Genomic DNA, 21,727 nt, shown 5'->3' with positions numbered 1-21,727 from the left:
ATACTTTCAAATATAAAAACAAATTAGTTTTTCCAAAAATTATATGCTAAACAAATCTAAGTTTCCCTTTATGTCTAATTGTGCTATTATCTATTCAATGCAATTTTCATTGCTTATATATGACAAAAATACGCTACTCATTCAATACAAAAATGTCAATTCCATAATAGAATTGACATTTTTGTATTGAATTAAAGACTTGAACCCACTTTTATTTCACCAATATGGGGGTAGTGACAGGGTTGCAGTCATAGACCGCAAAGTAAAAACACAGAGATTTGTCACCTCTGTGTTTCTTCGAGTTTTCGTTGATTAATTGCTCGATAAAGAGAACCTTGTGATACACCAGTTCCTTCTACAATTTCTTTAATAGAGTATTCTTTACTGTCATACATGCGTAATGCAATTGAGAGTTTTTCTTTTTCTAATTTGGGTCTACCTAATTTTTTTCCACGTTTCTTACTTGCTTCTAATCCTTCTTTCACTCGTTCCGCAATTAAATTTCTTTCTAATTCTGCAATGACACACATCATTTGCAACATAGCCTTACCTGTAGGCGTTCTTGTATCCATATTCTCTTTCAATGATACAAATTGAACTCCTATTTCTTCGAACTGTTGGATAATACTTAGGATATCTAATGTTTTCCGTCCTAAACGTGAGATACTTTCAACTACAACAGTATCTCCTTTTCTTATCACATCAAACAAATTTATAAGACCTTGTCTTTCTCGAATCGTTCCAGTGAATTTCTCTTGTATGACTTTTTCACATCCGTATTCAGTAAGTGAATGGATTTGCCGATCTAAATTTTGATCGATAGTAGATACGCGTGCATAACCAATAATCATTTGCTTCCTCCTGTACAATCATATATTTACATTGTACCGAAGGTTCATTTATTGTAAAGGTATTTGGTAATACTTTTGGTAACTATTTTTTGCAACTCAAAAAACCTTATAAATATAGAAATAGAAGCAAGATGAGAAATGTTACAAAAATATTGGTTTTTGGTAAGAGTTCTTTTAATGGATTTGTTTATAAAATACAAATGAGATTAACCTTGATTAATAATAAATAAATCTTTGAAAATCCAAAGAATATTTTCAATTATTTTAGAAAAGACTGTTTCTTTTATAATTTATAGTATGTACAAGCCCTACATTAAATAAATTTTTTAAAGAGAAAGGAGGTATATAATGTCAGATGAGAATGAAAAAAAGTATTCAAACGAATTAGCCCAAGCTGATTTCATATCTGCTGCAGCGTTTGATCCTAGTCTTGTAGGCCCTACATTGCCGCCAACTCCACCATTTACACTACCGACCGGTCCGACCGGAGCTACTGGTCCCACTGGAGCTACTGGTCCTACTGGAGCCACTGGTTCTACCGGAGTTACAGGTCCTACGGGAGTTACAGGTCCTACGGGAGCTACTGGTCCTACTGGAGCCACTGGTTCTACCGGAGTTACAGGTCCTACTGGAGCCACCGGTCCTAGCGGAGCCACTGGTTCTACGGGAACTACAGGACCTACCGGAGATACAGGTCCTACGGGAATTACAGGACCTACCGGAGTTACAGGTCCTACGGGAATTACAGGACCTACTGGAGCTACCGGAACAACTGGTTCTACAGGACCTACTGGAGTTACAGGTCCTACGGGAGCTACTGGTCCTACGGGAGCCACTGGTCCTACAGGAGCCACTGGTTCTACCGGAGTTACAGGTCCTACTGGAGTTACAGGTCCTACGGGAGCTACTGGTCCTACGGGAGTTACAGGACCTACCGGAGCTACAGGACCTACCGGAGCTACAGGACCTACCGGAGCTACTGGCGCTACAGCAACAACTTCTACAAAGGCTATCCTTTTTGGTGGTACTAATGCGGGATTTCAGCGCATAGCAGGATCACCTGGTGCAGATTCACAAACGCTCCCTTATGTAACAGCAGGAGCTGGTAGTGTTGTTGCGTTTTCTGCTTCTATAAATGTAAATAACTTAGGTACAGGTGTATATTTGTTGCGAGTATGTGATAATGTACCTACTAATCTAGCTTCACCGGGTGCTGGTCAAATAGTCTCTACAATTACGCTTACACTTACAGCCAATATTACTGGAACTATAGTGTTTTCGATTAAACCAACTGATATTGGAGCACAACCTGTAAAGGTATTTAATCCTAATCCAGTGGTAGCCCCTGCAACAGTTACATGGACTAGTACAATACCTGGTAATCCAGTTGCAAGGACAGATGCTATCTCACTTTTTATAACTCCAGGAATTACTCAAAGTGCTGTATACTCTGTATTTATATCTACTGCAGTTTAAAAAAATTAATACTATATACATACAATACTAGTTTTGAAGGACTACTATTGTATACGAATTTATGGTAGAGCCCAAGGGATATAGGGCTCTTTTTTTATGGATTAAGACTGGGATTTTACATTTGATATATACTAATCAAATTATACTTAGTTAAATGCTATAATTTGTATAATAAAGGCTATTCTCATGTCCCCTTATAGCATCTGCAGAGATCTTTATTAACCGTATATACAACATTGCGCTCCATAACTTTAAACAATTTAAACTAAAAAATAAAAATAAATTCTTAAAGAGAGGAAAAAAGAAAGAATGGGAGTTAAACAATTACTGTCGGAGGCACAACGAAATGAATTAATGGATTTATCACGTTTAACAGAATGGGATTTGGTAACATTTCATACCTTTTCTAAACATGACTTACATTTAATCTTCAAGCATCGTAGAGGATATAATCGTTTAGGTTTCGCTCTTCAACTGGCATTAATTCGTTATCCTGGATGGGCTTTAACTGAGTATAACGATATTCCTATGTCAGTAATCAAGCATATCGCAAGACAGCTACAGATTCCTGCAGAAGGGTTTTCTAAATATGCCAATCGTAATAACACATTATGGGAGCATCTTAGTGAAATTCGTGAGGAGTATAATTTCACTAATTTTTCTTCTAGCCATGAAGAAAATCTGTTGAAACATCTCACACAACAAGCTATGGAAAACAGCAATTCACTTCATTTAATTGAAATAGCACTGTCCATGTTACGGAAATCAAAAGTTATTCTTCCTGCCATGTATGTAATTGAAAATATAGTTTGGGAAGCCAAACAGCAAGCAGATCAAAAAGTATACAGTATTTTGTATGATGACTTAACATCTGAGCAAAAGAAAAGAATAGATGCTTTACTTCTACCCACAAATAATGGAATTTCGCCATTGGCTTGGTTAAAACAACTTCCCTCTCAACCATCACCAGAGTCTTTCCTCAAGGTTGTGGAGCGATTTGAATATGTAAAAGATATAGGGCTTGTAGTTGATACGAGCAAGATTAATTCCAACCGCCTTCGGCAGCTTGCAAGATTAGGATCAAAATATGAACCATATGCCTTTAGAAGGTTTGATGAAGTGAGAAGATACAGTATTTTAGTTGCTTTTATGCTAGAAATTACACAAGATTTAATCGATTATGCAATTGAAATACACGACCGTATTATGATGAATCTTCAATTAAAAGGAAAAAAAGCACAAGATGAGATGCAAAAAGTAAATGGTAAAAAACTGAATGAAAAACTTGTACAATTTATCAAGATATGTGGAGCACTTATTGAAGCGAAAGAAGTAGGAAAAGATGCTTTTACAGCTCTAGATGACGTTATGCCGTGGGATAAAATGGTGGAATCGGTTGAGGAAGCCACACAGTTATCAAGACCTATAAGCTATGATTATTTAGATTTGTTGGAGACTAGATATTCTTATATCAGGCGGTATGCGCCTACCCTATTAAGGGTCTTCCAGTTTGGATCAACTAAATCGGCAGAGCCAGTACTTCAAGCGCTTCATACTATACATGATTTAAACATAAACGGAAAGCGAAAAGTACCGATGAGTGCACCTTTGAATTTTGTATCAAATCGCTGGCAAAAACATGTGTATGACGACGAAGGGAATGTTAACCGACATTATTACGAACTTGCAGCATTAACAGAGTTGCGAAATTACATAAGATCAGGAGATGTATTTGTTTCAGGAAGTAGACAGCATAAGGCATTTGATGATTACTTAATATCTGAAGAGGATTGGAGAAACATAATAAATGCGGAAAATTACTTGGCAGTTCCTTTAACGGTCGAGGAGTACTTAACAGAAAGGATTACTTCGCTAAACCAACGTTTGGACTGGTTATCAAAAAATAGTGAAAAATTAGAAGGTGTTGATATCAGCCAAGGAAAGCTATATGTGGAGAGGTTAGATAAAGGGACTCCAGAAGAAGCAAAAGCATTTAGTATCCGTCTACATAATATGTTACCAAGAATAAAGCTCACAGATTTACTATTAGAAGTTTCCAGCTGGACTGGATTTCATGAGCAATTTATTCATGCTTCAACGAACAAATCTCCTGATAAAGAAGAGAAGAATGTAGTATTAGCAACTCTGATGGCAATGGGTACAAATATTGGTCTTACAAAAATGGCAGAGGCTACTCCTGGAATCTCTTATAGACAAATGGCAAACACTGCACAATGGAGAATGTATGATGATGCTATGGTTCGAGCTCAGTCTGTTCTAGTTAACTTTCAACACAGGCGACAATTAGCAACATATTGGGGAGACGGTAATACATCGTCTTCAGATGGAATGCGGGTACCTATTGGCGTTCGCTCTTTACATGCTGATTCAAACCCGCATTATGGAACAGGAAGAGGAGCAACTATCTATAGGTTTATAAGTGATCAATTTGCTTCCTTCTATTTAAAAGTAATTAATACAAATGCCCGAGATGCACTATACGTCCTTGACGGTTTACTTCATCATGAAACAGACCTCATGATTGAAGAACATTATACAGATACCGCCGGATATACAGATCAAGTTTTCGGATTAACACATCTTCTAGGCTTCCGCTTTGCACCACGTATTCGTGACTTAATGGATACAAAACTTTTTACTATTAACGGTGTGCAAGAATATCCAAATGTTCAGTCACTATTAAAAGGGAAAATTAATTTAAAGGTTATTCAAGAAAATTACAATGATGTTTTACGGTTAGCATACTCCGTAAGAACAGGTAAAGTATCTAGCTCACTTATAATGGGGAAACTTGGATCTTATGCAAGACAAAATAAATTAGCGACCGCCCTTGGTGAAATGGGTCGAATAGAAAAAACGATCTTTACCTTAGATTATATTTCGAGTAAATCAGTGAGGAGAAAAATACAAAAAGGCTTAAATAAAGGCGAAGCCACAAATGCCTTAGCCAGAGCTATATTTTTCGGAAAGAGCGGAGAGTTTAGAGAAAGAGCCCTCCAAGATCAATTGCAACGGGCCAGTGCACTTAATATTATTATTAATGCGATAAGTGTATGGAATACGGTCTATATGGAAAAAGCCGTAGAAGAATTAAAAGATACAGGCGAATTTCGAGAGGATTTAATGCCGTATATATGGCCTTTAGGTTGGGAACACATCAATTTCTTGGGTGAATATAAGTTTGAGGGATTACATGCAACAAGTTTACAATCCTTACGCCCTTTGAATATAAAAGAGCCGATTTACTCTTAACGGAGTAAAATACGGCTCTTTTTTCATATAAATTTGCTTAGCGTGGTTTTTTTCCGAAATGCTGGCTGTACCCCTAATTGAATCCAAAGTTTATTTAACGAACATGAAAAGACCACCTACAAAATTTCATAGGTGATCTTTTTTGTGATTTTGCACTTGTGCACTACTTTAAAAATATATCACAAATTCATTTAGTCTCCTAAACATTTGAATCTATAGATTGAATACCTTCCCGCATTCTATACTAATGTCAATTAGATCTTTCTAATAAAAATTTATTCTGTAAAAAAGTTTCAAGCTTACTAAAATCTGTAGAAGAATATAATAAACTCATTCCATTAATGAATTCATGTTCAACTCGTTTCTCTTCCTCATTGGGGAGACAATGATGTGAATCCTTATATAACTGAAACATATTCCACGGTACTGCATCGGAAACCTCAAATTTACTTAGTAATTTTGGACAAAGATCTTTAGTTGCTCCATCCTGAACTGGAAAAGCGAAATTTTTATAAAGTACGGCTGTTGCAGCAGAATAGTTATCCACTTTAGTTGAGAAGTAACTTACGCCATCAAAAAATTCATCATACCTTATAAATTGCAATAATAGTTGTGGGATAATATATTCTGGTTTGAATGTGTTAGTCGTATTTTTTACACGTACAGAACATGCTGCCATTAATGGCCAAATAATTAGATAAGAAATTACTTCATTTGGTTCATTTAACATATCCGCAAATAAGCGTTTTTTCATAATTGTACCGAAATCATCGAATTTCTTAATTATCTTCTCTATAAAAGCAACAGGTGGTGTAGATAAATCTATATAACTTATATCATCTGATTTAAATACTGAAGTCTGAACCGTGTTTAAATCCGGTTTATTAAGTTCTTCCCAGCAGGTTAAAGGTGAGCTTCCTAAATAGATACATGGTAATCCAGGAATACTGTATCTATTTGTGCTAACTATTCCCCGAAGTTCTAACGGAATATGAAACATTTCTTTACTTGTAAATACATGATCGGTACCGACTCGCATTTTATAAAGGAATTCATTGTCAAAGTTTTGAAGTGTTTTTATATCATTGAAATGATTTGGTTTAGACACGTTTTTTATTAAAACTCTCTGAAATTCTTTAAAAGCCTTTGACGGAAAACCTTTATAATATTCTTTTAAAGAATTAGTAATCCCATTACACAAATCCCTTACAAGTTCCAAATCCTTTTTGGTAATGACTGTTTCTAATGTTGCACTGCAGATGCTCTCTAACCCAGAGATATAAGTATTGAAGCAATCTTCAAGATACTCTATAAAATCATCATTCTCCCTAGTTAGGGGTAATTTCCCAACCTGGTTATACAAATCAATAATAGGTAACACTTCTAAAACCCAGTTTCTCAAACGAGGAATTATTTTAGGGTCTTTCGAGAAATCAGATAGTGAGAATTGACTGGCTTGCTTTTCATTATAAGGATAAAATTTAAATTTCTTGGGTTCATCTATTTTTTGTAACTCTTCATATAAATTAAATGCAATATCAATTTCCTGTTTACTAACATTGGTGTCTTCTTTTATATGAGTTAGTTTAATAGCTTTCTCTATTAAATCTGTTCTTAACTTTAAAATAGTAATCACATCACTTTTCAAACGAAAATAATTAATTAAGGTTTTACACTTTCTCAATATTACGGTATCAATTTTCTTATATAATTAAATTATTCTCTTTATTTATTTTATGTATCTGTTCCCTTTGAACCCTACTATTATAGGGTTCCTTTTTTATAATCATATATTTATTAATTAATTTATCGATTTCCTGACTTAAATAGAGGACTTTCGTATGACTAAAACCATGTTTTTTTACCAGTTCAACTAATTGTAATTTTTTATTCTCTATTAGATCGTTTAATTTTGTCACTAACATATACTATTCTCTTTCACACTCCCCCTGAGCAAAATAAAAAGAGCTGCTCCCAGCTCTTATTTAATAAAAATCTTTATTATTGCAGTGTAAAATTTTCCATATTCTATTATAAATGAATATACATAAAGCCAACAACAATAATTTTAGTGTATTTAATAATAAAAAAGCAGCAATAATTCATTACTGCTACAACTTCTTTATAAATTTGTTATTAACATAAACATATTCTTCTGGTTCATCAGCTTCACCATACCAAGCTTCCAGCTTTATAATATGTTCTGCTACTTCTTTTAATATCAAATTCATAAATAATGAAATAGGTGTCACATTATATTCTTTATCTCTGTAATTCTTTAAATTGGCTATAAATGACCATTCATTACCTTTTAAATTTGTATAATAGTCATTCTCTTCTTCCCAGTTTCCTACGTGCCACCTCATATATAGAAAATCATCTTCTGCTAGTGCTTTATTTATCTGTACCTTTGTAAATGGAATGTCTGTACTACGATTAACTTTTATATATTCTTTAACAAATGGAAACTTTAACGCGGCTTCTTCCCAGCTTCCTGTATTTATTAATTCCACCAATTCTTTATATTCTTCCTTTATAATTACTTTACCTCGAAAGGCTGTATACATTTCAAAAGACAAATTTATCACCTTCTAAAATTCATTATGAATTTAATTAACATATATATTTAACTACACAATAGACGGTTTTAGAAATCGTACTACGTTTCCCTTTTCACTAAATTCACTCTCATTGTTACAATTTTTCGAGGTGAGATCCACTATATAACTCTCTGCAATTTTAAAAGTTCTTTCCTCATTAAACATTGTCAAAGGAACTGATACTCCAACATTATTATCTAAATGACTTAGTACCATTACAGGGATAGTTTCTCCTTTTAACAAATCAACATATGAGGTCTTAACTTTATAATAATGTCCTTCTAAAAAATGCATTTTTCCGTTTATTAAATCCACTGCAACTCCATTATTACAATATGCTAAGCTTTGATTAGAAAAATGAATATCGTCCGATACTTTAATGAATTTCATCGTTTTATTATCGAATATATAATAACCTTCTCTTACTACAAATAGATTATGTGGATTGATAAATTCTAGTAAATAATGTGTGATTTCAAAGCTAGTATCTCCCTCAATCATTTCTCTGTATTCTACATAAAGTTTCTCTAATTTTTTAAATGTACTTAGTTTGATCCCCTGATTCGGTCTTGATGCAAGTGTTAAGTCATCTAATACCCATTTAGCCACATATGTTGACGTTGGAATCATTTACAATTTACCCCCTTCAAAATTCTATATATGAACATATAAACTATTTAAATTTAATAAATTGGGCTCTACTTAAAGTATAGGCAGAATCTATTTAATAACTAAGATAATTCTCTAACTTTTTCATATTTACTTCTTATAAATTATATTTATCAAACTCTAAAATGAAATCTTTATAATCAATTTACATTTTCAGAAATTTGAGATATTATTTGTTATATACACCTTTTTAATTTTTTAAATCAATCTCAATACACATAAGCCCTTCGGGTTACTTGAAAGAAGAATATAATGCAAACTGCATTAGTTCTTACTATCCTGTATCCTTGAAGGGCTTTTTGTATTGTCTAGAAAGGAGAGAGTAAATGAGTTTTAACGAATTCGTATTAGATCAATGTGGAAAAACATGGCCAGAATTAAAAAATGAAACTCTGATTGAAAATCAGTATCTAACACATGAAGACATTCAAGAAATCATCTCAAAACAATATCTACTTTTGAGAAAAGACTACGAAGAATTTCTACTAGAAGCACAGTAAGAAAATATTAAACGCATTTATGCGTAATACACAGACTTCTCAATTTTGAGGAGTTTTTATTATGGAGGGAGTTATGATGACTAATTTTATTGAGCTGCTAAATGAAACTTACTGGGATAGTTGTTTAATTCACGAACATACTGAAATCCAAAAGTTTTCTAAAGCAAAAATTGAATTTACAAAAACTATGCTTTTTTTAGATTCCTATAATCGTATCTACAAAAAGAATCCAGAAATATTTACTTTTATGATGGAAGTACTCTCTTCTAGTCTAATTAAAGCGATATATCGTTTTATCGCCCCGAAACTTGAAGAAAGAAAACTTCTCGAAAAAACAGAAGTACGACATAAATTCCAAAACACACAGCAAAAATCAACTTTCTATTTCAACAGTAAGATCGGTCAATATGAATTAAGCATTAACTTTGAAAGTATTACATCAATTAGCATGTACTTTGGAAGTCATGTATTTGACGATATTATTCTGCTAGACAGACAAATTCACTTTCTGTTGGACCAATTTTCAGATGCAGCAGCAAGTCATTATGAAGATGATAGAAATATTATTAAAGATAATAAGGAGGAATTATAATATGTTTGAAAATAATAATGAGTTATTTAGTTTATATTTAAATGGTGAGTTTCAAGGGTATTTAAATAGCGAAGATTATCGTCAAATAGCTGCAGCAATTCGTGTTTATGGAATGAAAGGAAATCTGATTATTACTTCTTTCATGGATACTATGGTTATTTCGACAATAGGCATATTTTTAGATTATTGCTTACCAGAAATACGTCAACCGTTAATGCAGGAACTAGTGCCAATGCAACAGAGTTCAGAGACTCCGGAACTAGTCCTTCTTGGGAACATTCAATTTTACGCTCAAGATGATGAAACTATTGAAGAATTTGCTGAATTTCTATTAGAACGGGTTAAAGATACTCCGAATTATCCAGATGGCTTAATTCAAGGAGTTATATATGGAGTTGTTATTCCTGTCGGTATGGAATCAACTAAAGAATCAATAATAGAAGACCTAAATGAACAACTAACTATCAGTAATTAGAACCTGGGTGAGAACCTAATTTTATAGTTTCAAAATGGGGTTATATTCAATTAGAATATGCCCCTTTTCTGCTTTAAAAAATAGTCAAGGGGGTACTTTTATGTTAGTGGCATTTGCATCTAAGACAAGTAATGTTGAACGGTTTATAAAATCATTTCCTGATATAAAGTCAGTAAAAATTACTGATAATTTACTCCTTGAAGAAGATTTTATACTCGTTACTTACACAACAGGTTTTGGACAAGTGCCACAACTTGTAGAAGACTTCTTAACTAAGAATAACAAGTATTTACGGGGCGTTGCAGCGAGTGGTAATCGCAATTGGGGAGATATGTTTGCAAAGAGTGCAGATGTTATTTCTGATAAATACAACGTACCAGTATTAATGAAATTTGAGTTATCTGGAACGATAAATGATCGCAAGAAATTTAAATCTATTTATTCACAGATTGTATGAGGGATATTTAAGGATTAAATTATGCAGACCAGGGGGAATACTTAACAATAGTATAATATATGAGTAGAGATAACGTATACAACGATAGGTAGTTCTCTTTTTTTGTCTCTTTGTAGAAGCTATAATAATAGTAAAAAAGAGATAGTATTTATAGTATAGATAGATTGAACAGTTGGAGGTGGAAAAATGTTTAAAGTACAAAGTATTATTACATCGTTTGGGGAAGAACGTTGGATGGTTTTACATAACAAGGGTGAACCAGTTATCCCAATCATGAAATTTATAAAACATAAGGATTCTTTAGGAAAAGCACCTAATACACTTAAAACATACTGTTATCATTTGAAAATATTCTGGTGTTTTCTAAACGAAAAGAATAAAGATTACAGAGAAGTGGATATAAGTTTATTAACAGAATTTATTCATTGGTTAAGAAAATCAACAGATGATATGAATACTATCTATTTAAATGACACAAAGAAGTTAGCGCACGCTAAAAGAACTGAATCTTCCGTTAACTTAATCGCTAATTGTGTTATTGAATTTTTGGACTACCAATGGCGTAGTGGTCAAATTTTATTTAATGTAAAATCCAAAGTTACAAAAGAAGTCCATAATACAAGGCGGAAGTATCGTAAATTTTTAGATCATATAACACATACCCCAACAACCAAAATTAATATCTTAAAACTTAAGGAACCTAAAAGAAAAATAAAAACCATTACTACTAAGCAGGCCGAATTAATTCATATAGCATGTAATAACATAAGAGATGAGTTAATAATTCGTATTTTATATGAAGGAGGATTAAGAGCTTCTGAGTTATTAAGTTTATGGATAGAGGACTTCAATATCAATGATGGTAGTATCACTGTTAGAGAATCTAAAACACAAGCTGGAGAAAAAAGAAAAGTATATGTATCAAATGAAACAATGAATTTATTCCAAGATTATATTATCGATTACCATACTAATGATGTAGATTCTAACCATGTGTTTATTAATTTAAAAGGGAAAAATAAAGGGCAACCAATGCAATATTGGGCTTTGCAAGCTGTTATACGTATATTGTCTAAAAAAACGAAAATAAACTTTACCGCTCATACACTTAGACATACATGTGCAACACAACTTTATGATCTAGGCATGGACGCTGGTATCATTCAAAAATTATTAGGACATGCCCAGGTACAAACTACTTTAAATATGTATATTCATCCTTCAGAAGAAACTATAAGAAAGCACTGGGATGAAGCCCAGCAGCATAGGAGAATGAGAAAATGAATATCGTAGCTATTAATTCCAATAAAATACAACGTAAAGTTATGAACGACCTTAAAGGTTATTGGGCTTTAGATGAATGGAAAATCGAAGAGTTTCCCCTGCCAGATAGAAGAGGAAAAATTAAAGAAACAAAAAAAATTGTTGATTTCAATAAAATTAGTAATGAATATATTAAACTGGAGATAAAGTACTATTCTTTTTATTCTTTAACCAATGAAATTTGGCTTTTATCCAGCTTTATGGAGAAACATTTTTATAAAATGTACTTTCTTTCAAAATTTTTAGTCGAAAAATTTCCTCAAGTCACATCGATAATTGATATTCCTTACACTACATTATTAGATGAATACAAATTATATCTAACTGAAAATAATAAGCCGTTAAAATACCCCCATCATCGTGGAGGAGAATTTATTTCACCTTATCTTGGAGTATGTAAAAGTTTATATGATTTTTTCTCTAATTATTATGACGAACGACCTGAACATCAAAAAGATAAATGGAATATAAAAAGACTAGGGATTCCATATAATATGTCTCGAAGAGACAGATTTCTTAATTTCACCAGTATAAAATTTCCCTTTCGGGAATTAGTTAAAAAGTATGTAAATCAAACATTACTTATACACCAACAAATTACCTTTGCCACCGCCCAAAATATTTTAAAGAAAATGTATTTGTTTTTTGATTACATTGTAGAAACGTATCCAAAGTGGATAGATTTACAGAATCTACAAAGACAGGACATTGAAGATTTTTTATTTTATGTTAGAAATCGTGAAATGGGAGGAAAGAGTTATACGAAAAATCGTGTTCCTAGTAATCGTCATGTAATAGAGTGCCTTTCAAATGTCAGAAGAATAATTGAATATATGCAAGGTTTTGAATGGAAAGAAGCACCTAAAACCCCTGTTAACAGATTAATATTTCCCGAAGACTTTCCTCGAAGAGAAAAGAAAAACTATCACGAACATGTTAAACATGTGCCAGATTTTATATGGGAGCAAGTGTTGGAAAATCTACATGATTTAGATTCGGAAATTGCACGATTAATAGTCATTATGGAAGCAACAGGATTTAGAGTCTCAGATGTATGTCAGTTACAATTAAATTGTCTAACATATAAGCAAGATGGTTGGTGGTTGGTAGGAGATCAACGAAAAGTAAATGTAAAAGAACATATTGTTCCTATTTCAGAAGAAATTGTGGAAATCGTTAAAATACAACAAGAATATATTAACAATCATGAAAAGAATCATAACAACTTAAATCAATTTTTGTTCCCTGTTCTTACTGGAAAAAATAGAGGGATGGCCTTTTCACAAAAATCGGTTACCTATGCATTAAATCAACTAGCCGAAAAATATAAAATCCTTGATAAAAATGGAGAAATATTTCTATTTAAGAACCATGCTTTTCGACATAGATATGGGGTCAATCTAATTAATAATGGTATGAATATTCTTCATGTACAAAAGTTAATGGCACATACTAGTCCTGAAATGACATTAACTTATGCAAAAATTTCAGATAACACTCTTCGTAGGGAATGGGAAAAAGTTCAAAACTCAGTGCGTATTGACACAACTGGAGAATTAATACAAGCCAGTCTCCCTGAGCAGGCAGAAGAAAACGGTTTGGAACTAGAATGGATTCGCCATAACATGGACTCTATTCGTTTGGATCATGGATTATGCATAAAGAGTCCTAAGGTTAGCTGTGAATTCTTAGATTATTCTTTAGAAACCCCTTGTATTAAAAATAATTGTAGGAGTTTTCATGTAGATACAACATTTTTAGATTACTATAATGCGCAGATATCAAAGATGGAAGAAGATATTATAAAGTATCAAACTAGCGGTCGTATTCGTTCTATTGAATTGATTCAACCAAAACTTAATAAGTATAAGGAAATTAGGGATTCATTGAAAAATGAAATTGGAATTTTCGGTATGCCGAAACATAAACGAGAATATATAGGAGAGGAAAGAAAAATTGATGGTTAACAAACATCCGAATACAACGGGGTTATTGAATCATGCCTCTAAAAAAAAGAGGGAAACACAATATAGAGTGAATGAAGTAATACAGTTAATGGTTAAAGAAGGACAAAAAATTAATTTTAATTCAGTTTCAGAAAAAGCACAGGTTTCAAAAGCATATTTATATAGAGAACCCTTAATCAGAAAAACGATTGAAGACTTACGTCAACAGCAAGAAGGCATACATGATTTTAAGAATATAAAAAGAAGGACATCGGATGCCTCCAAGGATGTAATCATAGAAACTTTAAAGAATAAGCTCAATCTTTTAAAATATAAGAACAAGCTATTAGAAAGTGAAAATGAGCACTTAAAAACACAACTGAAAAAAGATTTAGGAAAGGTTTATGAAAATTTATAAATATGTGATATCGTCCTATCAGTTGTAAAATAACACCCTTAATAAAGCAGGATTTGAACATTTTTATTTTAAGAAATAGAATTTAAATCATAATGATACATATTAAAATCTTTTGCAAATACCTCTTGAACCAACTGAATTGTTTCTGCGTCATAAAAACTATCATAAGTAGGTAATCGTGGAAAAACAGGGGTTGTAATATCAGCGTCTGCATAAACTCCTTTGTAAATCATCTTACTCCCTTGATAATGCCAAGATTTTGATAATAGATCTAATGGTGATTTTTTTAATTTATATACCTCTTCTAGCTTCGAAATACCTGTGTTAAAATTTTCTAGATGGATATAGTTTGTAACAAATTCTTCTTCTCCTTGTATATATTGTTGTGTAAAGTGAGGATCTACTTGATCTAATTTTGTCATGTGTGCTTTTAAGTAATACAAAAATAGTTTAAAGGAAATAGGTTTATTGCAAGTTTCATCACCATACAGAAATTGCCGAATGGGTTTCCATACGGGATTTTCAATATTTGGTGGTGGAACCAGAGCAACAAAAGAACTTACTGCCCTTCTATAAGGATTTCTTACTAGTTTGTACGTCTTCTTCTCTTTAGTTTGTAATCCATTAGCTAATTGTGCTAAATAATGTGTAGAGTTCTTATATACTTCATACTCATAGTTGTGAATGAACGGATTGTACTTTATCGCTTCTTTAAATAAATTAATTTGATAAAAAAACCAGTGGGCTAGCGAAGTACATCCGCTTTTTTGGCTCCAAAACAAGATGAGGGGAAAATCTTTATGAAAATGAGGGACACGCCCTTGCTTGTATATAAAATTATATAGTTCTATATGATCCATTTTGAACCTCCATTCTTATATAGCAAAACATGAAATATTTTTAATAAGCGATAACTAACTTTAGTCCACTAACACCAATAATGATAGCTAAAAATATTTGAAGAGGTTTAACGGGAATCTTAGTGGAGAATTTACTACCAAGTATGACACCTGGGATAGAACCAATGAGTAAGTGAATTAATAAAAGATAATCTACGTTTCCTAAATTCATATTTAGTATGCTTGCAACCGTCACTAATAAAAACGCATGTGTAATATCTGTGCCTACTAATTCGGATGGTTTCAGTCGATATAAATATATCATTGCAATAGCAAATAAAGAGCCTGATCCAACGGAAGTAAGTCCCACGATAAAACCGAGTATTGCACCGATAAGAATTGTTAGGTTCTTTTTTTGGACCATAGTCTGTTTTTGAAAAAAACTTTGTGTAGATTCATTATAGAAAAATGTTTTTATAAAAATAGAAATTGCCGCAAGGATTAAAACATATCCTAATATATATTTTATAATTCCCTCTCGATTATCATGAAAAATTGGCAAGAAATGAATTATTATTACTGCGATAATTGCACTAGGTAAACTCCCAATAGCTAGATATTTCACTAGTTTAAAATTGATGGTTTTCTGTTTCCAGTGTTGGGATATTCCAAACATTTTAGTGATAGAATTATATACTAGATCCGTTCCAACAGCTACAGAAGGACTTATGCCTAATGTTAGAAGAAATGGAGTCAGTAATGCGGCCCCACCTATCCCTGTTACTCCAACCAATCCCCCTATGATGAAACCCATCATTATAATAGAAATGCTCATTATAATTCCCCTTCCATACCGCTGGCTTTTCATAGTGGTTATAGTTTTTAAAGAGACTCTATACATAGTCGGGTGATAGGTATATTAGTTAAAAATTAATTCCATTCTTCTTATATCCATATGCTTCAAAATCGTCAGTAAATATTTCTGAAACAAGGTTTAGAGCTTCTTCATCATAAAAACTTCGATAGGTTGGTAATGAAGGGAAGTGTGGATTTGTAATATCATCATCTGCATAATTTCCTTTATGAATCATTTGATGTGCCCTATGGTGATTGGAGTTTGTAAGGAGTGATATATCAGAAGAAAGTAATCCATATTCTTTCTCCAGCTGCGGAATTATTGTATTAAAATTCTCTAGTTTTATATTTTGTTTGATGACCTTTTCTTCTCCCTCAATATATTGTTGTGAAAAATGTTGATCTAACAGAATGGATTTAGCCCCTATTTCTTTTACATAATATAAAAATTGTTTAAATGAAATTCCTTTCGATTCATTTTTATCATTATAAAAATATTCTCTAATCTGTTCCCATTGTTTCGAGGCGTAAGGGTTGTCATAAAGTATTAAAAATGAGCTTACAGCTCTTTTATAAGGGTTGCGCACAAGTTTTATGGTATCCTTACTTAGTTCCAAGAGTTGCATTTCTAAATTTGTGTAGTAATCAACTTTATTTTTGTATATTTCAGATTCATAGTAATGAATGAACGGTGCATATTTCATTGCTTCCTCATATAACCCAATTTGGAAGAAAAACCAATTCGCCAGAGAAGTGCAACCACTTCTGTGACTCCAAAATAAAATTATGGGGAAATCTTTATGAAAATGTGGAATACGTTCGCCATATTCAATTAATCCTTTAATATTGTTCTTCATCAGCCAAACCCCTTCGTTATTCTGATATTTATTGAACACTTAAATACAATGGTAACTACTCATACCATTGTATTTAAACACCACTGTAAAGGTACTTAAGTTGGCATATAAAATCCCAGTGTATTAAAAACACCTTACATAGGTGTTTTAATTTTCCAGGTTTATCAAAATGTAATAATTGCTTAACAAACTTTAAAATATAGAAATCTATTATAAAGAGAATTATGTATGAAGATATGTATACAACGATAGAGGCATTAATATCGCTACAATAATCGAAAAAAAGTCTTGATAATATGGTTAAATGGCAAGTATTAGCGGAATTGAAATCAAGACTTACACAATTAAACGCGGACATGAGGGTGAACCACTTCAACAAGCAGTGGTATATATAGATGGAAAAAAAGCTGGCTATATATCTGATGGTGATTGGGGCGGCCCAATGGTATTGGAGTTTAATAATTATGATTTAACCGTTATTAAGCAAAGATTATTTGCATATGCCAAACATGAAAATTTCATTTCCAGTATGTCTCGTGATATAGAAATGCTATTTGCACTACTACTCGGATATGTAAATTTAGAAAAGGTATATAAAAAAATTAGTAAAAAGAATAAGGATTTAATCTTATTAGTAGTTGGTCTCCGCGAAAATTATTTAAAAGGCTGGTCGATGAAGAATGAGTTAGTATATTGGCAATTAGAAAATTATGATCAAAAAAAATTAAATACCTTTATAAACAAAATAAAAAAGAGTGAAGATTGTTCTGAAGTGATTATGTTTCAAAAACAAAAAGATTTTCATATAAACACTCATGAATTTATTCGTATTTAAGAAAATTTTTTCACTTATTAATAGTCAATATATTCTTTTTAAGTTTAACTTTGATGAGATTTGAATTTTAAATACTTGGATAAAATTTCTGATTCACCAAAATAATTGAGGTGAATCAGAAATATTTTAAGGAGGTCCTTAATGCTTAATTTAGTTAATTTTAAATCCCAAACTCCTACTATGAAATTTCCAAGAATCAAAAAACTAATACAGTTTGATGTAGATATTTGGCTATATAAAAATAAATTACCTACCGATCAATTGGATTTACACTTAAAAAAATGTACAAATTGTTCCTATTATGTCGAGACAATTGAACTAATTGAAAAGAAAACCATACACGGAAAATCATATGAGGATATATGTAGCGATTGTGATTATGTTTTACGTAATTACGTGTCAAGTTTAAAATGATATTTCCGTCCCTTCAAGGACAGCATTCCCTTGATTACTTGGTGTTTAAAAATATATTAAATATATGGTACGTGAAATTTTATAAAGAATACTTTAGGAGGTATTAAGCACATGGCAAATGTTGTGTTAATTATAAGAAATTCAGATTTATTAAAATCTATGAATGAAATATTAACTAATTCTGAATCAGTAGAAAAAGTGCATGCTTTACTAAATAAGGCAAAAACAAAAAATACACTGCCACACGGTCTGTTATGGCATTGGTCGGAGTTTAATTGGGATATGCCAGAAGAACTAGGTAACAATATAAGCGATATTAAAAATAGCGAGCCTATTTTACTATTATTTTATTGGCTAAATTGCATTGGTGCTGAAAACTATTATTTAGCGAGAATTGAAGAAAGGTATGTTATAGATGGGCATGATCCATTAGATACATGGGGTAACTTACGTGTACCATCATTAGATTTATCCTTAAATGTTTCAATCTCCTTTGGTTTTGAAAGAGAGGATACAATATGAAACTACGTAATATTTACCGTGAATGTTATGGAACTGCAAGTATAGATAAAATGCTTCCTTCTATAATAACTAAAAGTATCTGGGATTTCTTCAAAACACAAATACTTTTAAAAAACAATTCATTATTAAGTTATAAACACATCTTTGATTTAAAATTGGAAGATAATTATTTAGTATTAAATTATCAACAAGAAAGTCAAGATTTTGAGATACGTTCCAAAACAAATGTAAAAGTGGATAAACTTCCATTAGCACACCATATATGGATTATTGATAACGGTAGAAGTTTTATTATGATGTTACCTACGGATTATTGATAGGAATTAGACTACACACTTATTTTACTAAGTAAAATAAGTGCTTCGAAATAATACCATTAAAAATACCGGTTCTAATAAGAACCGGTATTTTTATTATGTATTAAGCTTTAGGATTCATTAATTATAGGATAGCCTCTAGATATAACACACTCCCCTATAGTTGTTTAGTGACAATAAAGTTGTTTAATTCTTATTGAACTAAAGCGGCAGGTTAGTGTAAGAAAAGTACCTGCAATGTACGAATAAATATAGTTCAAGTAAAAAAGTACTGTATAATCTTGGTAAGGGGGGAAATTCATAGCTGGGGGGAATTACCTTGTATTATAAAGAATTTGGAGTAGAACATGAAAGAATGATGGTTTATATACATGGTGGTGGAGTAAGTGGTTGGATGTGGGATAAACAAGTTGATTTCTTCTCTCAAAATTTTCATTGTTTAGTTCTTGACCTACCTGAACATGGATATAGCAGAAAAGATGAACAAATTTTTTCAATTGATTATGCAGCAGAGCAAATAATTAAATTAATAGAAGAAAAAAGAGAAGGCAAGTCTGTTGTGGCAATAGGTTTCTCTTTAGGTTCCCAAGTACTCCTTTCAATGCTTAGTAAGAAAAAAGATTTAATTGATTTTGCAATGATTAATAGTGCTTTGGTTAAACCAATTCCTTTTGCAAATATATTAAATAAGATAATGACAATGGCATTACCACTGGTAAAGAATAAAACGTTTTCTAAAATTCAAGCAAAAACCCTATATATAGGCGAGGAGTATTTTAATCTTTATTATCAAGAAAGTCTACAAGTAAACAAAGACGCTTTTTTAAGGGTTATGAATGAAAATTCTTCATTTAAAATACCTAAAACATTCAGGGAATACCCACACAATATATTAGTTACTGTTGGTGAAAAAGAGAAAAAAATAATGAAGGATTCAATGAAGGAAATTATGGCTAACAACCCCAATTGTCAAGGAGTTATCATTCCTAAGATTGGTCATGGGGTACCTTTAGCAAATCCAAAACTATTCAATAAGATGTTAGAAGAATGGTTAGATAGTAATTTAATTATAGATGAAGTGAAATTGGCATCTAATAGTTGAAAATTTAGGTCTTTAATGTGCCTTCACCATTTTATGATTTTGATTTACTTATATCCGTAGTAGAGTTTCCTACTTATTAACTAACGGGGGCGTTTGCTCGGTAAGAATTAAACAACTTTATTATCTTTTTTATGAATGAAATTGTATAGATCAATTTGATATTAAACAACTTCAAAGAGCCCTATTACATTTCAAATGTAGTAAGGCTCTTATTTTTTAGATCAAAATTAAACAATTTTATTATTCATTTACAATAGTTAGGTTACTTGGATTTTTTTAATTCTTTGTTTGCTTTATCAATTAACTTAGAAGCAGTCTCTAATCTTTCAACCCCAGCATCAACTTCATATTCTTTACCCTTATCTAAACCTTCTTGTATGATTGCCACTCCATCTTTTACATGAATCATCGCTACACCTACATTTTGTTGTACTGGGTGATCTTTTTCTTCGTACTCTAACTTACTTATTTTGTCCACTAACTCTAAATATGGTTTAGATACTTCTTTTAACTTTTCTGACTTTTTCTTCATTGACTTGCTACTTTTTACAATATCGTCTATTTCCTTAGATTGTTCGGAGAAATCTTTCATTAAATATTCTAGGTTTTTACTGAAGTCTTCTTTTTTATTCTGTTTAACAGAAGCTTCCATTGCTTCATCTTTCTTAACCTTTGTCTCACATCCAACCCCAGTTAACATTAACATTGGAACTACTAAAAAAGATAAAATTTTACGTTTCATTGACATATACCCCTTTATTTAAAAATGCTTTTTCTATTCTTTCCACTTTTATATTTGTTTCCATTTTATTCGCCACTACGAATATCGTTTATTTTACCTATTTTCCTAATGTTTCAGCAATATCTTCAATCTCTTTTAGATATATATCGTTCACATCACTTATCCCTTCTAAATACTGGTCAAATGGTTCACTCATACTGTCTGTAGCTTCTTTAAGTTTAGTTGAATTTTCTTGTTTAATAGCGTCTAATTGCTTATTAAATGATTTATCTATCGCTGCAGTTGCTTGAGATACCTTTTTATGGGCATCTTTATATTTTGAGCTTGGTGCTAATCTTCTCATTTGTGCTGTAACTGACTTTGCTTGTTTAAATTTCTCTTCAAACTCAGCTTTGGATGATTCAGAACTATACCCCTTTTCCTCGGCTATAGCTAGATCTTCAATAATAGTGTTAAACTCTTTATTTAACTGGAGTAGATTTCCTGCATAAATGTCTTCCTTTTTTGCATCTTCTTTCGAAACAATAGCGTTCTCTTCATCTATCGCATTACTTCCACAACCAACTCCTCCTATTAATAGCATGACGGGTAAAGCAAGTTTTAGTGCCTTTCGTTTCATATCTTTTCCTACTTTCTTCAAACTCATTTTCTAGTAGTTTAGAAG

23 protein-coding genes are annotated in these 21,727 nt (G+C 31.9%); 13 read left to right on the top strand and 10 right to left on the bottom strand.

Features of this window, described 5'->3' with window-relative positions; translation table 11 throughout:
* Window positions 1–281 precede the first annotated feature (281 nt).
* The gene (locus BAQ46_RS24645) at window positions 282–851 is read right to left on the bottom strand and encodes a recombinase family protein (RefSeq protein WP_000583544.1); all 570 of its coding nucleotides are present in this window, start codon (window positions 849–851) and stop codon (window positions 282–284) included.
* Between the two features lie 348 nt (window positions 852–1,199).
* Here BAQ46_RS24645 and BAQ46_RS24640 point away from each other — a divergent pair, with 348 nt between their 5' ends.
* Window positions 1,200–2,327, top strand: coding sequence for an exosporium leader peptide-containing protein (locus tag BAQ46_RS24640; RefSeq protein WP_071742976.1), 1,128 nt, complete (start codon window positions 1,200–1,202; stop codon window positions 2,325–2,327).
* A 309-nt stretch (window positions 2,328–2,636) separates the two neighbouring features.
* Window positions 2,637–5,600 carry a Tn3 family transposase gene (locus BAQ46_RS24635; protein WP_071742974.1) on the top strand — a complete coding sequence of 988 codons (2,964 nt, stop codon included), beginning with the start codon at window positions 2,637–2,639 and terminating at the stop codon, window positions 5,598–5,600.
* Between the two features lie 250 nt (window positions 5,601–5,850).
* Here the strand turns inward: BAQ46_RS24635 and BAQ46_RS24630 are convergent, their stop codons facing one another.
* The 4 genes from BAQ46_RS24630 to BAQ46_RS24615 form a co-directional block, all read right to left on the bottom strand.
* Window positions 5,851–7,284, bottom strand: coding sequence for a hypothetical protein (locus BAQ46_RS24630; protein WP_002170405.1), 1,434 nt, complete (start codon window positions 7,282–7,284; stop codon window positions 5,851–5,853).
* 19 nt (window positions 7,285–7,303) lie between these two features.
* A complete protein-coding gene (locus tag BAQ46_RS24625; protein WP_000961673.1) occupies window positions 7,304–7,525 on the bottom strand; it encodes an aspartyl-phosphate phosphatase Spo0E family protein in 222 nt (73 codons plus the stop codon).
* Between the two features lie 186 nt (window positions 7,526–7,711).
* Window positions 7,712–8,167, bottom strand: a complete 456-nt coding sequence (locus BAQ46_RS24620) for a hypothetical protein (RefSeq protein ID WP_025921776.1) — start codon at window positions 8,165–8,167, stop codon at window positions 7,712–7,714.
* A gap of 63 nt (window positions 8,168–8,230) precedes the next feature.
* The gene (locus BAQ46_RS24615; protein WP_000613334.1) at window positions 8,231–8,830 is read right to left on the bottom strand and encodes a hypothetical protein; all 600 of its coding nucleotides are present in this window, start codon (window positions 8,828–8,830) and stop codon (window positions 8,231–8,233) included.
* 365 nt (window positions 8,831–9,195) lie between these two features.
* Between BAQ46_RS24615 and BAQ46_RS30835 the strand changes: the two genes are divergently transcribed.
* The 7 genes from BAQ46_RS30835 to BAQ46_RS24585 all read left to right on the top strand — a co-directional run bounded on the left by BAQ46_RS30835 (window position 9,196) and on the right by BAQ46_RS24585 (window position 14,580).
* Window positions 9,196–9,369: a hypothetical protein gene (locus BAQ46_RS30835; RefSeq protein ID WP_000009395.1), complete on the top strand. Its 174-nt coding sequence runs from the start codon at window positions 9,196–9,198 to the stop codon at window positions 9,367–9,369.
* 76 nt (window positions 9,370–9,445) lie between these two features.
* On the top strand, window positions 9,446–9,961 hold the full coding sequence (locus BAQ46_RS24610) for a hypothetical protein (protein WP_002170406.1): 516 nt from the start codon (window positions 9,446–9,448) through the stop codon (window positions 9,959–9,961).
* Between the two features lies 1 nt (window position 9,962).
* Complete coding sequence (locus BAQ46_RS24605) at window positions 9,963–10,436, top strand: hypothetical protein (RefSeq protein WP_000462742.1); 474 nt, start codon at window positions 9,963–9,965, stop codon at window positions 10,434–10,436.
* 100 nt (window positions 10,437–10,536) lie between these two features.
* A complete protein-coding gene (gene nrdI / locus BAQ46_RS24600) occupies window positions 10,537–10,893 on the top strand; it encodes a class Ib ribonucleoside-diphosphate reductase assembly flavoprotein NrdI (RefSeq protein WP_000959157.1) in 357 nt (118 codons plus the stop codon).
* A gap of 186 nt (window positions 10,894–11,079) precedes the next feature.
* The gene (locus BAQ46_RS24595) at window positions 11,080–12,177 is read left to right on the top strand and encodes a tyrosine-type recombinase/integrase (protein WP_043937164.1); all 1,098 of its coding nucleotides are present in this window, start codon (window positions 11,080–11,082) and stop codon (window positions 12,175–12,177) included.
* Window positions 12,174–14,183: a tyrosine-type recombinase/integrase gene (locus BAQ46_RS24590; protein WP_043937165.1), complete on the top strand. Its 2,010-nt coding sequence runs from the start codon at window positions 12,174–12,176 to the stop codon at window positions 14,181–14,183. The genes BAQ46_RS24595 and BAQ46_RS24590 overlap by 4 nt, the downstream gene beginning before the upstream one ends.
* Entirely contained in the window at window positions 14,176–14,580 is a 405-nt protein-coding gene (locus BAQ46_RS24585) for a DUF6262 family protein (protein ID WP_000247457.1), read from the top strand. Before BAQ46_RS24590 ends, BAQ46_RS24585 begins: the two co-directional genes overlap by 8 nt.
* A gap of 68 nt (window positions 14,581–14,648) precedes the next feature.
* Here the strand turns inward: BAQ46_RS24585 and BAQ46_RS24580 are convergent, their stop codons facing one another.
* From BAQ46_RS24580 to BAQ46_RS24570, 3 genes are all read right to left on the bottom strand, one after another.
* Window positions 14,649–15,440 carry a sulfotransferase family 2 domain-containing protein gene (locus tag BAQ46_RS24580; protein WP_043937166.1) on the bottom strand — a complete coding sequence of 264 codons (792 nt, stop codon included), beginning with the start codon at window positions 15,438–15,440 and terminating at the stop codon, window positions 14,649–14,651.
* A gap of 40 nt (window positions 15,441–15,480) precedes the next feature.
* Window positions 15,481–16,254, bottom strand: a complete 774-nt coding sequence (locus tag BAQ46_RS24575; RefSeq protein ID WP_000027993.1) for a sulfite exporter TauE/SafE family protein — start codon at window positions 16,252–16,254, stop codon at window positions 15,481–15,483.
* A gap of 88 nt (window positions 16,255–16,342) precedes the next feature.
* Window positions 16,343–17,131: a sulfotransferase family 2 domain-containing protein gene (locus BAQ46_RS24570; protein ID WP_043937167.1), complete on the bottom strand. Its 789-nt coding sequence runs from the start codon at window positions 17,129–17,131 to the stop codon at window positions 16,343–16,345.
* A gap of 304 nt (window positions 17,132–17,435) precedes the next feature.
* Between BAQ46_RS24570 and BAQ46_RS24565 the strand changes: the two genes are divergently transcribed.
* The 4 genes from BAQ46_RS24565 (at window position 17,436) to cesH (ending at window position 20,321) form a co-directional block, all read left to right on the top strand.
* A complete protein-coding gene (locus BAQ46_RS24565) occupies window positions 17,436–17,966 on the top strand; it encodes a hypothetical protein (protein WP_000146716.1) in 531 nt (176 codons plus the stop codon).
* 525 nt (window positions 17,967–18,491) lie between these two features.
* On the top strand, window positions 18,492–18,902 hold the full coding sequence (locus BAQ46_RS24555) for a hypothetical protein (protein WP_000024606.1): 411 nt from the start codon (window positions 18,492–18,494) through the stop codon (window positions 18,900–18,902).
* On the top strand, window positions 18,899–19,219 hold the full coding sequence (locus tag BAQ46_RS24550; RefSeq protein WP_000776829.1) for a DUF960 family protein: 321 nt from the start codon (window positions 18,899–18,901) through the stop codon (window positions 19,217–19,219). Before BAQ46_RS24555 ends, BAQ46_RS24550 begins: the two co-directional genes overlap by 4 nt.
* A 319-nt stretch (window positions 19,220–19,538) precedes the next feature.
* Complete coding sequence (gene cesH, locus BAQ46_RS24545; protein ID WP_000291475.1) at window positions 19,539–20,321, top strand: cereulide biosynthesis alpha/beta hydrolase CesH; 783 nt, start codon at window positions 19,539–19,541, stop codon at window positions 20,319–20,321.
* Between the two features lie 262 nt (window positions 20,322–20,583).
* Here the strand turns inward: cesH and BAQ46_RS24540 are convergent, their stop codons facing one another.
* Together BAQ46_RS24540 and BAQ46_RS24535 are read right to left on the bottom strand one after the other, a co-directional pair.
* Window positions 20,584–21,069: a hypothetical protein gene (locus BAQ46_RS24540; RefSeq protein WP_025921775.1), complete on the bottom strand. Its 486-nt coding sequence runs from the start codon at window positions 21,067–21,069 to the stop codon at window positions 20,584–20,586.
* Between the two features lie 91 nt (window positions 21,070–21,160).
* Window positions 21,161–21,682 (bottom strand): hypothetical protein, encoded by a 522-nt coding sequence (locus tag BAQ46_RS24535; protein WP_000822988.1) that lies wholly within the window; start codon window positions 21,680–21,682, stop codon window positions 21,161–21,163.
* Window positions 21,683–21,727 lie beyond the last annotated feature (45 nt).

This window comes from Bacillus paranthracis, from assembly GCF_001883995.1.
Classification (GTDB): domain Bacteria; phylum Bacillota; class Bacilli; order Bacillales; family Bacillaceae_G; genus Bacillus_A; species Bacillus_A paranthracis.
Note: the sequence above shows the minus strand (reverse complement) of the source record. Positions and strands in the feature narration are given on the sequence as shown.

Coding starts and splice junctions, on each gene's coding strand:
- BAQ46_RS24645 (WP_000583544.1), bottom strand. CDS start 851: ATGATTATTGGTTATGCACGCGTATCTACTATCGATCAAAATTTAGAT.
- BAQ46_RS24640 (WP_071742976.1), top strand. CDS start 1,200: ATGTCAGATGAGAATGAAAAAAAGTATTCAAACGAATTAGCCCAAGCT.
- BAQ46_RS24635 (WP_071742974.1), top strand. CDS start 2,637: ATGGGAGTTAAACAATTACTGTCGGAGGCACAACGAAATGAATTAATG.
- BAQ46_RS24625 (WP_000961673.1), bottom strand. CDS start 7,525: ATGTTAGTGACAAAATTAAACGATCTAATAGAGAATAAAAAATTACAA.
- BAQ46_RS24620 (WP_025921776.1), bottom strand. CDS start 8,167: ATGTATACAGCCTTTCGAGGTAAAGTAATTATAAAGGAAGAATATAAA.
- BAQ46_RS24615 (WP_000613334.1), bottom strand. CDS start 8,830: ATGATTCCAACGTCAACATATGTGGCTAAATGGGTATTAGATGACTTA.
- BAQ46_RS30835 (WP_000009395.1), top strand. CDS start 9,196: ATGAGTTTTAACGAATTCGTATTAGATCAATGTGGAAAAACATGGCCA.
- BAQ46_RS24610 (WP_002170406.1), top strand. CDS start 9,446: ATGACTAATTTTATTGAGCTGCTAAATGAAACTTACTGGGATAGTTGT.
- BAQ46_RS24605 (WP_000462742.1), top strand. CDS start 9,963: ATGTTTGAAAATAATAATGAGTTATTTAGTTTATATTTAAATGGTGAG.
- nrdI (WP_000959157.1), top strand. CDS start 10,537: ATGTTAGTGGCATTTGCATCTAAGACAAGTAATGTTGAACGGTTTATA.
- BAQ46_RS24595 (WP_043937164.1), top strand. CDS start 11,080: ATGTTTAAAGTACAAAGTATTATTACATCGTTTGGGGAAGAACGTTGG.
- BAQ46_RS24590 (WP_043937165.1), top strand. CDS start 12,174: ATGAATATCGTAGCTATTAATTCCAATAAAATACAACGTAAAGTTATG.
- BAQ46_RS24585 (WP_000247457.1), top strand. CDS start 14,176: ATGGTTAACAAACATCCGAATACAACGGGGTTATTGAATCATGCCTCT.
- BAQ46_RS24580 (WP_043937166.1), bottom strand. CDS start 15,440: ATGGATCATATAGAACTATATAATTTTATATACAAGCAAGGGCGTGTC.
- BAQ46_RS24575 (WP_000027993.1), bottom strand. CDS start 16,254: ATGAGCATTTCTATTATAATGATGGGTTTCATCATAGGGGGATTGGTT.
- BAQ46_RS24570 (WP_043937167.1), bottom strand. CDS start 17,131: ATGAAGAACAATATTAAAGGATTAATTGAATATGGCGAACGTATTCCA.
- BAQ46_RS24565 (WP_000146716.1), top strand. CDS start 17,436: ATGGCAAGTATTAGCGGAATTGAAATCAAGACTTACACAATTAAACGC.
- BAQ46_RS24555 (WP_000024606.1), top strand. CDS start 18,492: ATGGCAAATGTTGTGTTAATTATAAGAAATTCAGATTTATTAAAATCT.
- BAQ46_RS24550 (WP_000776829.1), top strand. CDS start 18,899: ATGAAACTACGTAATATTTACCGTGAATGTTATGGAACTGCAAGTATA.
- BAQ46_RS24540 (WP_025921775.1), bottom strand. CDS start 21,069: ATGTCAATGAAACGTAAAATTTTATCTTTTTTAGTAGTTCCAATGTTA.
- BAQ46_RS24535 (WP_000822988.1), bottom strand. CDS start 21,682: ATGAAACGAAAGGCACTAAAACTTGCTTTACCCGTCATGCTATTAATA.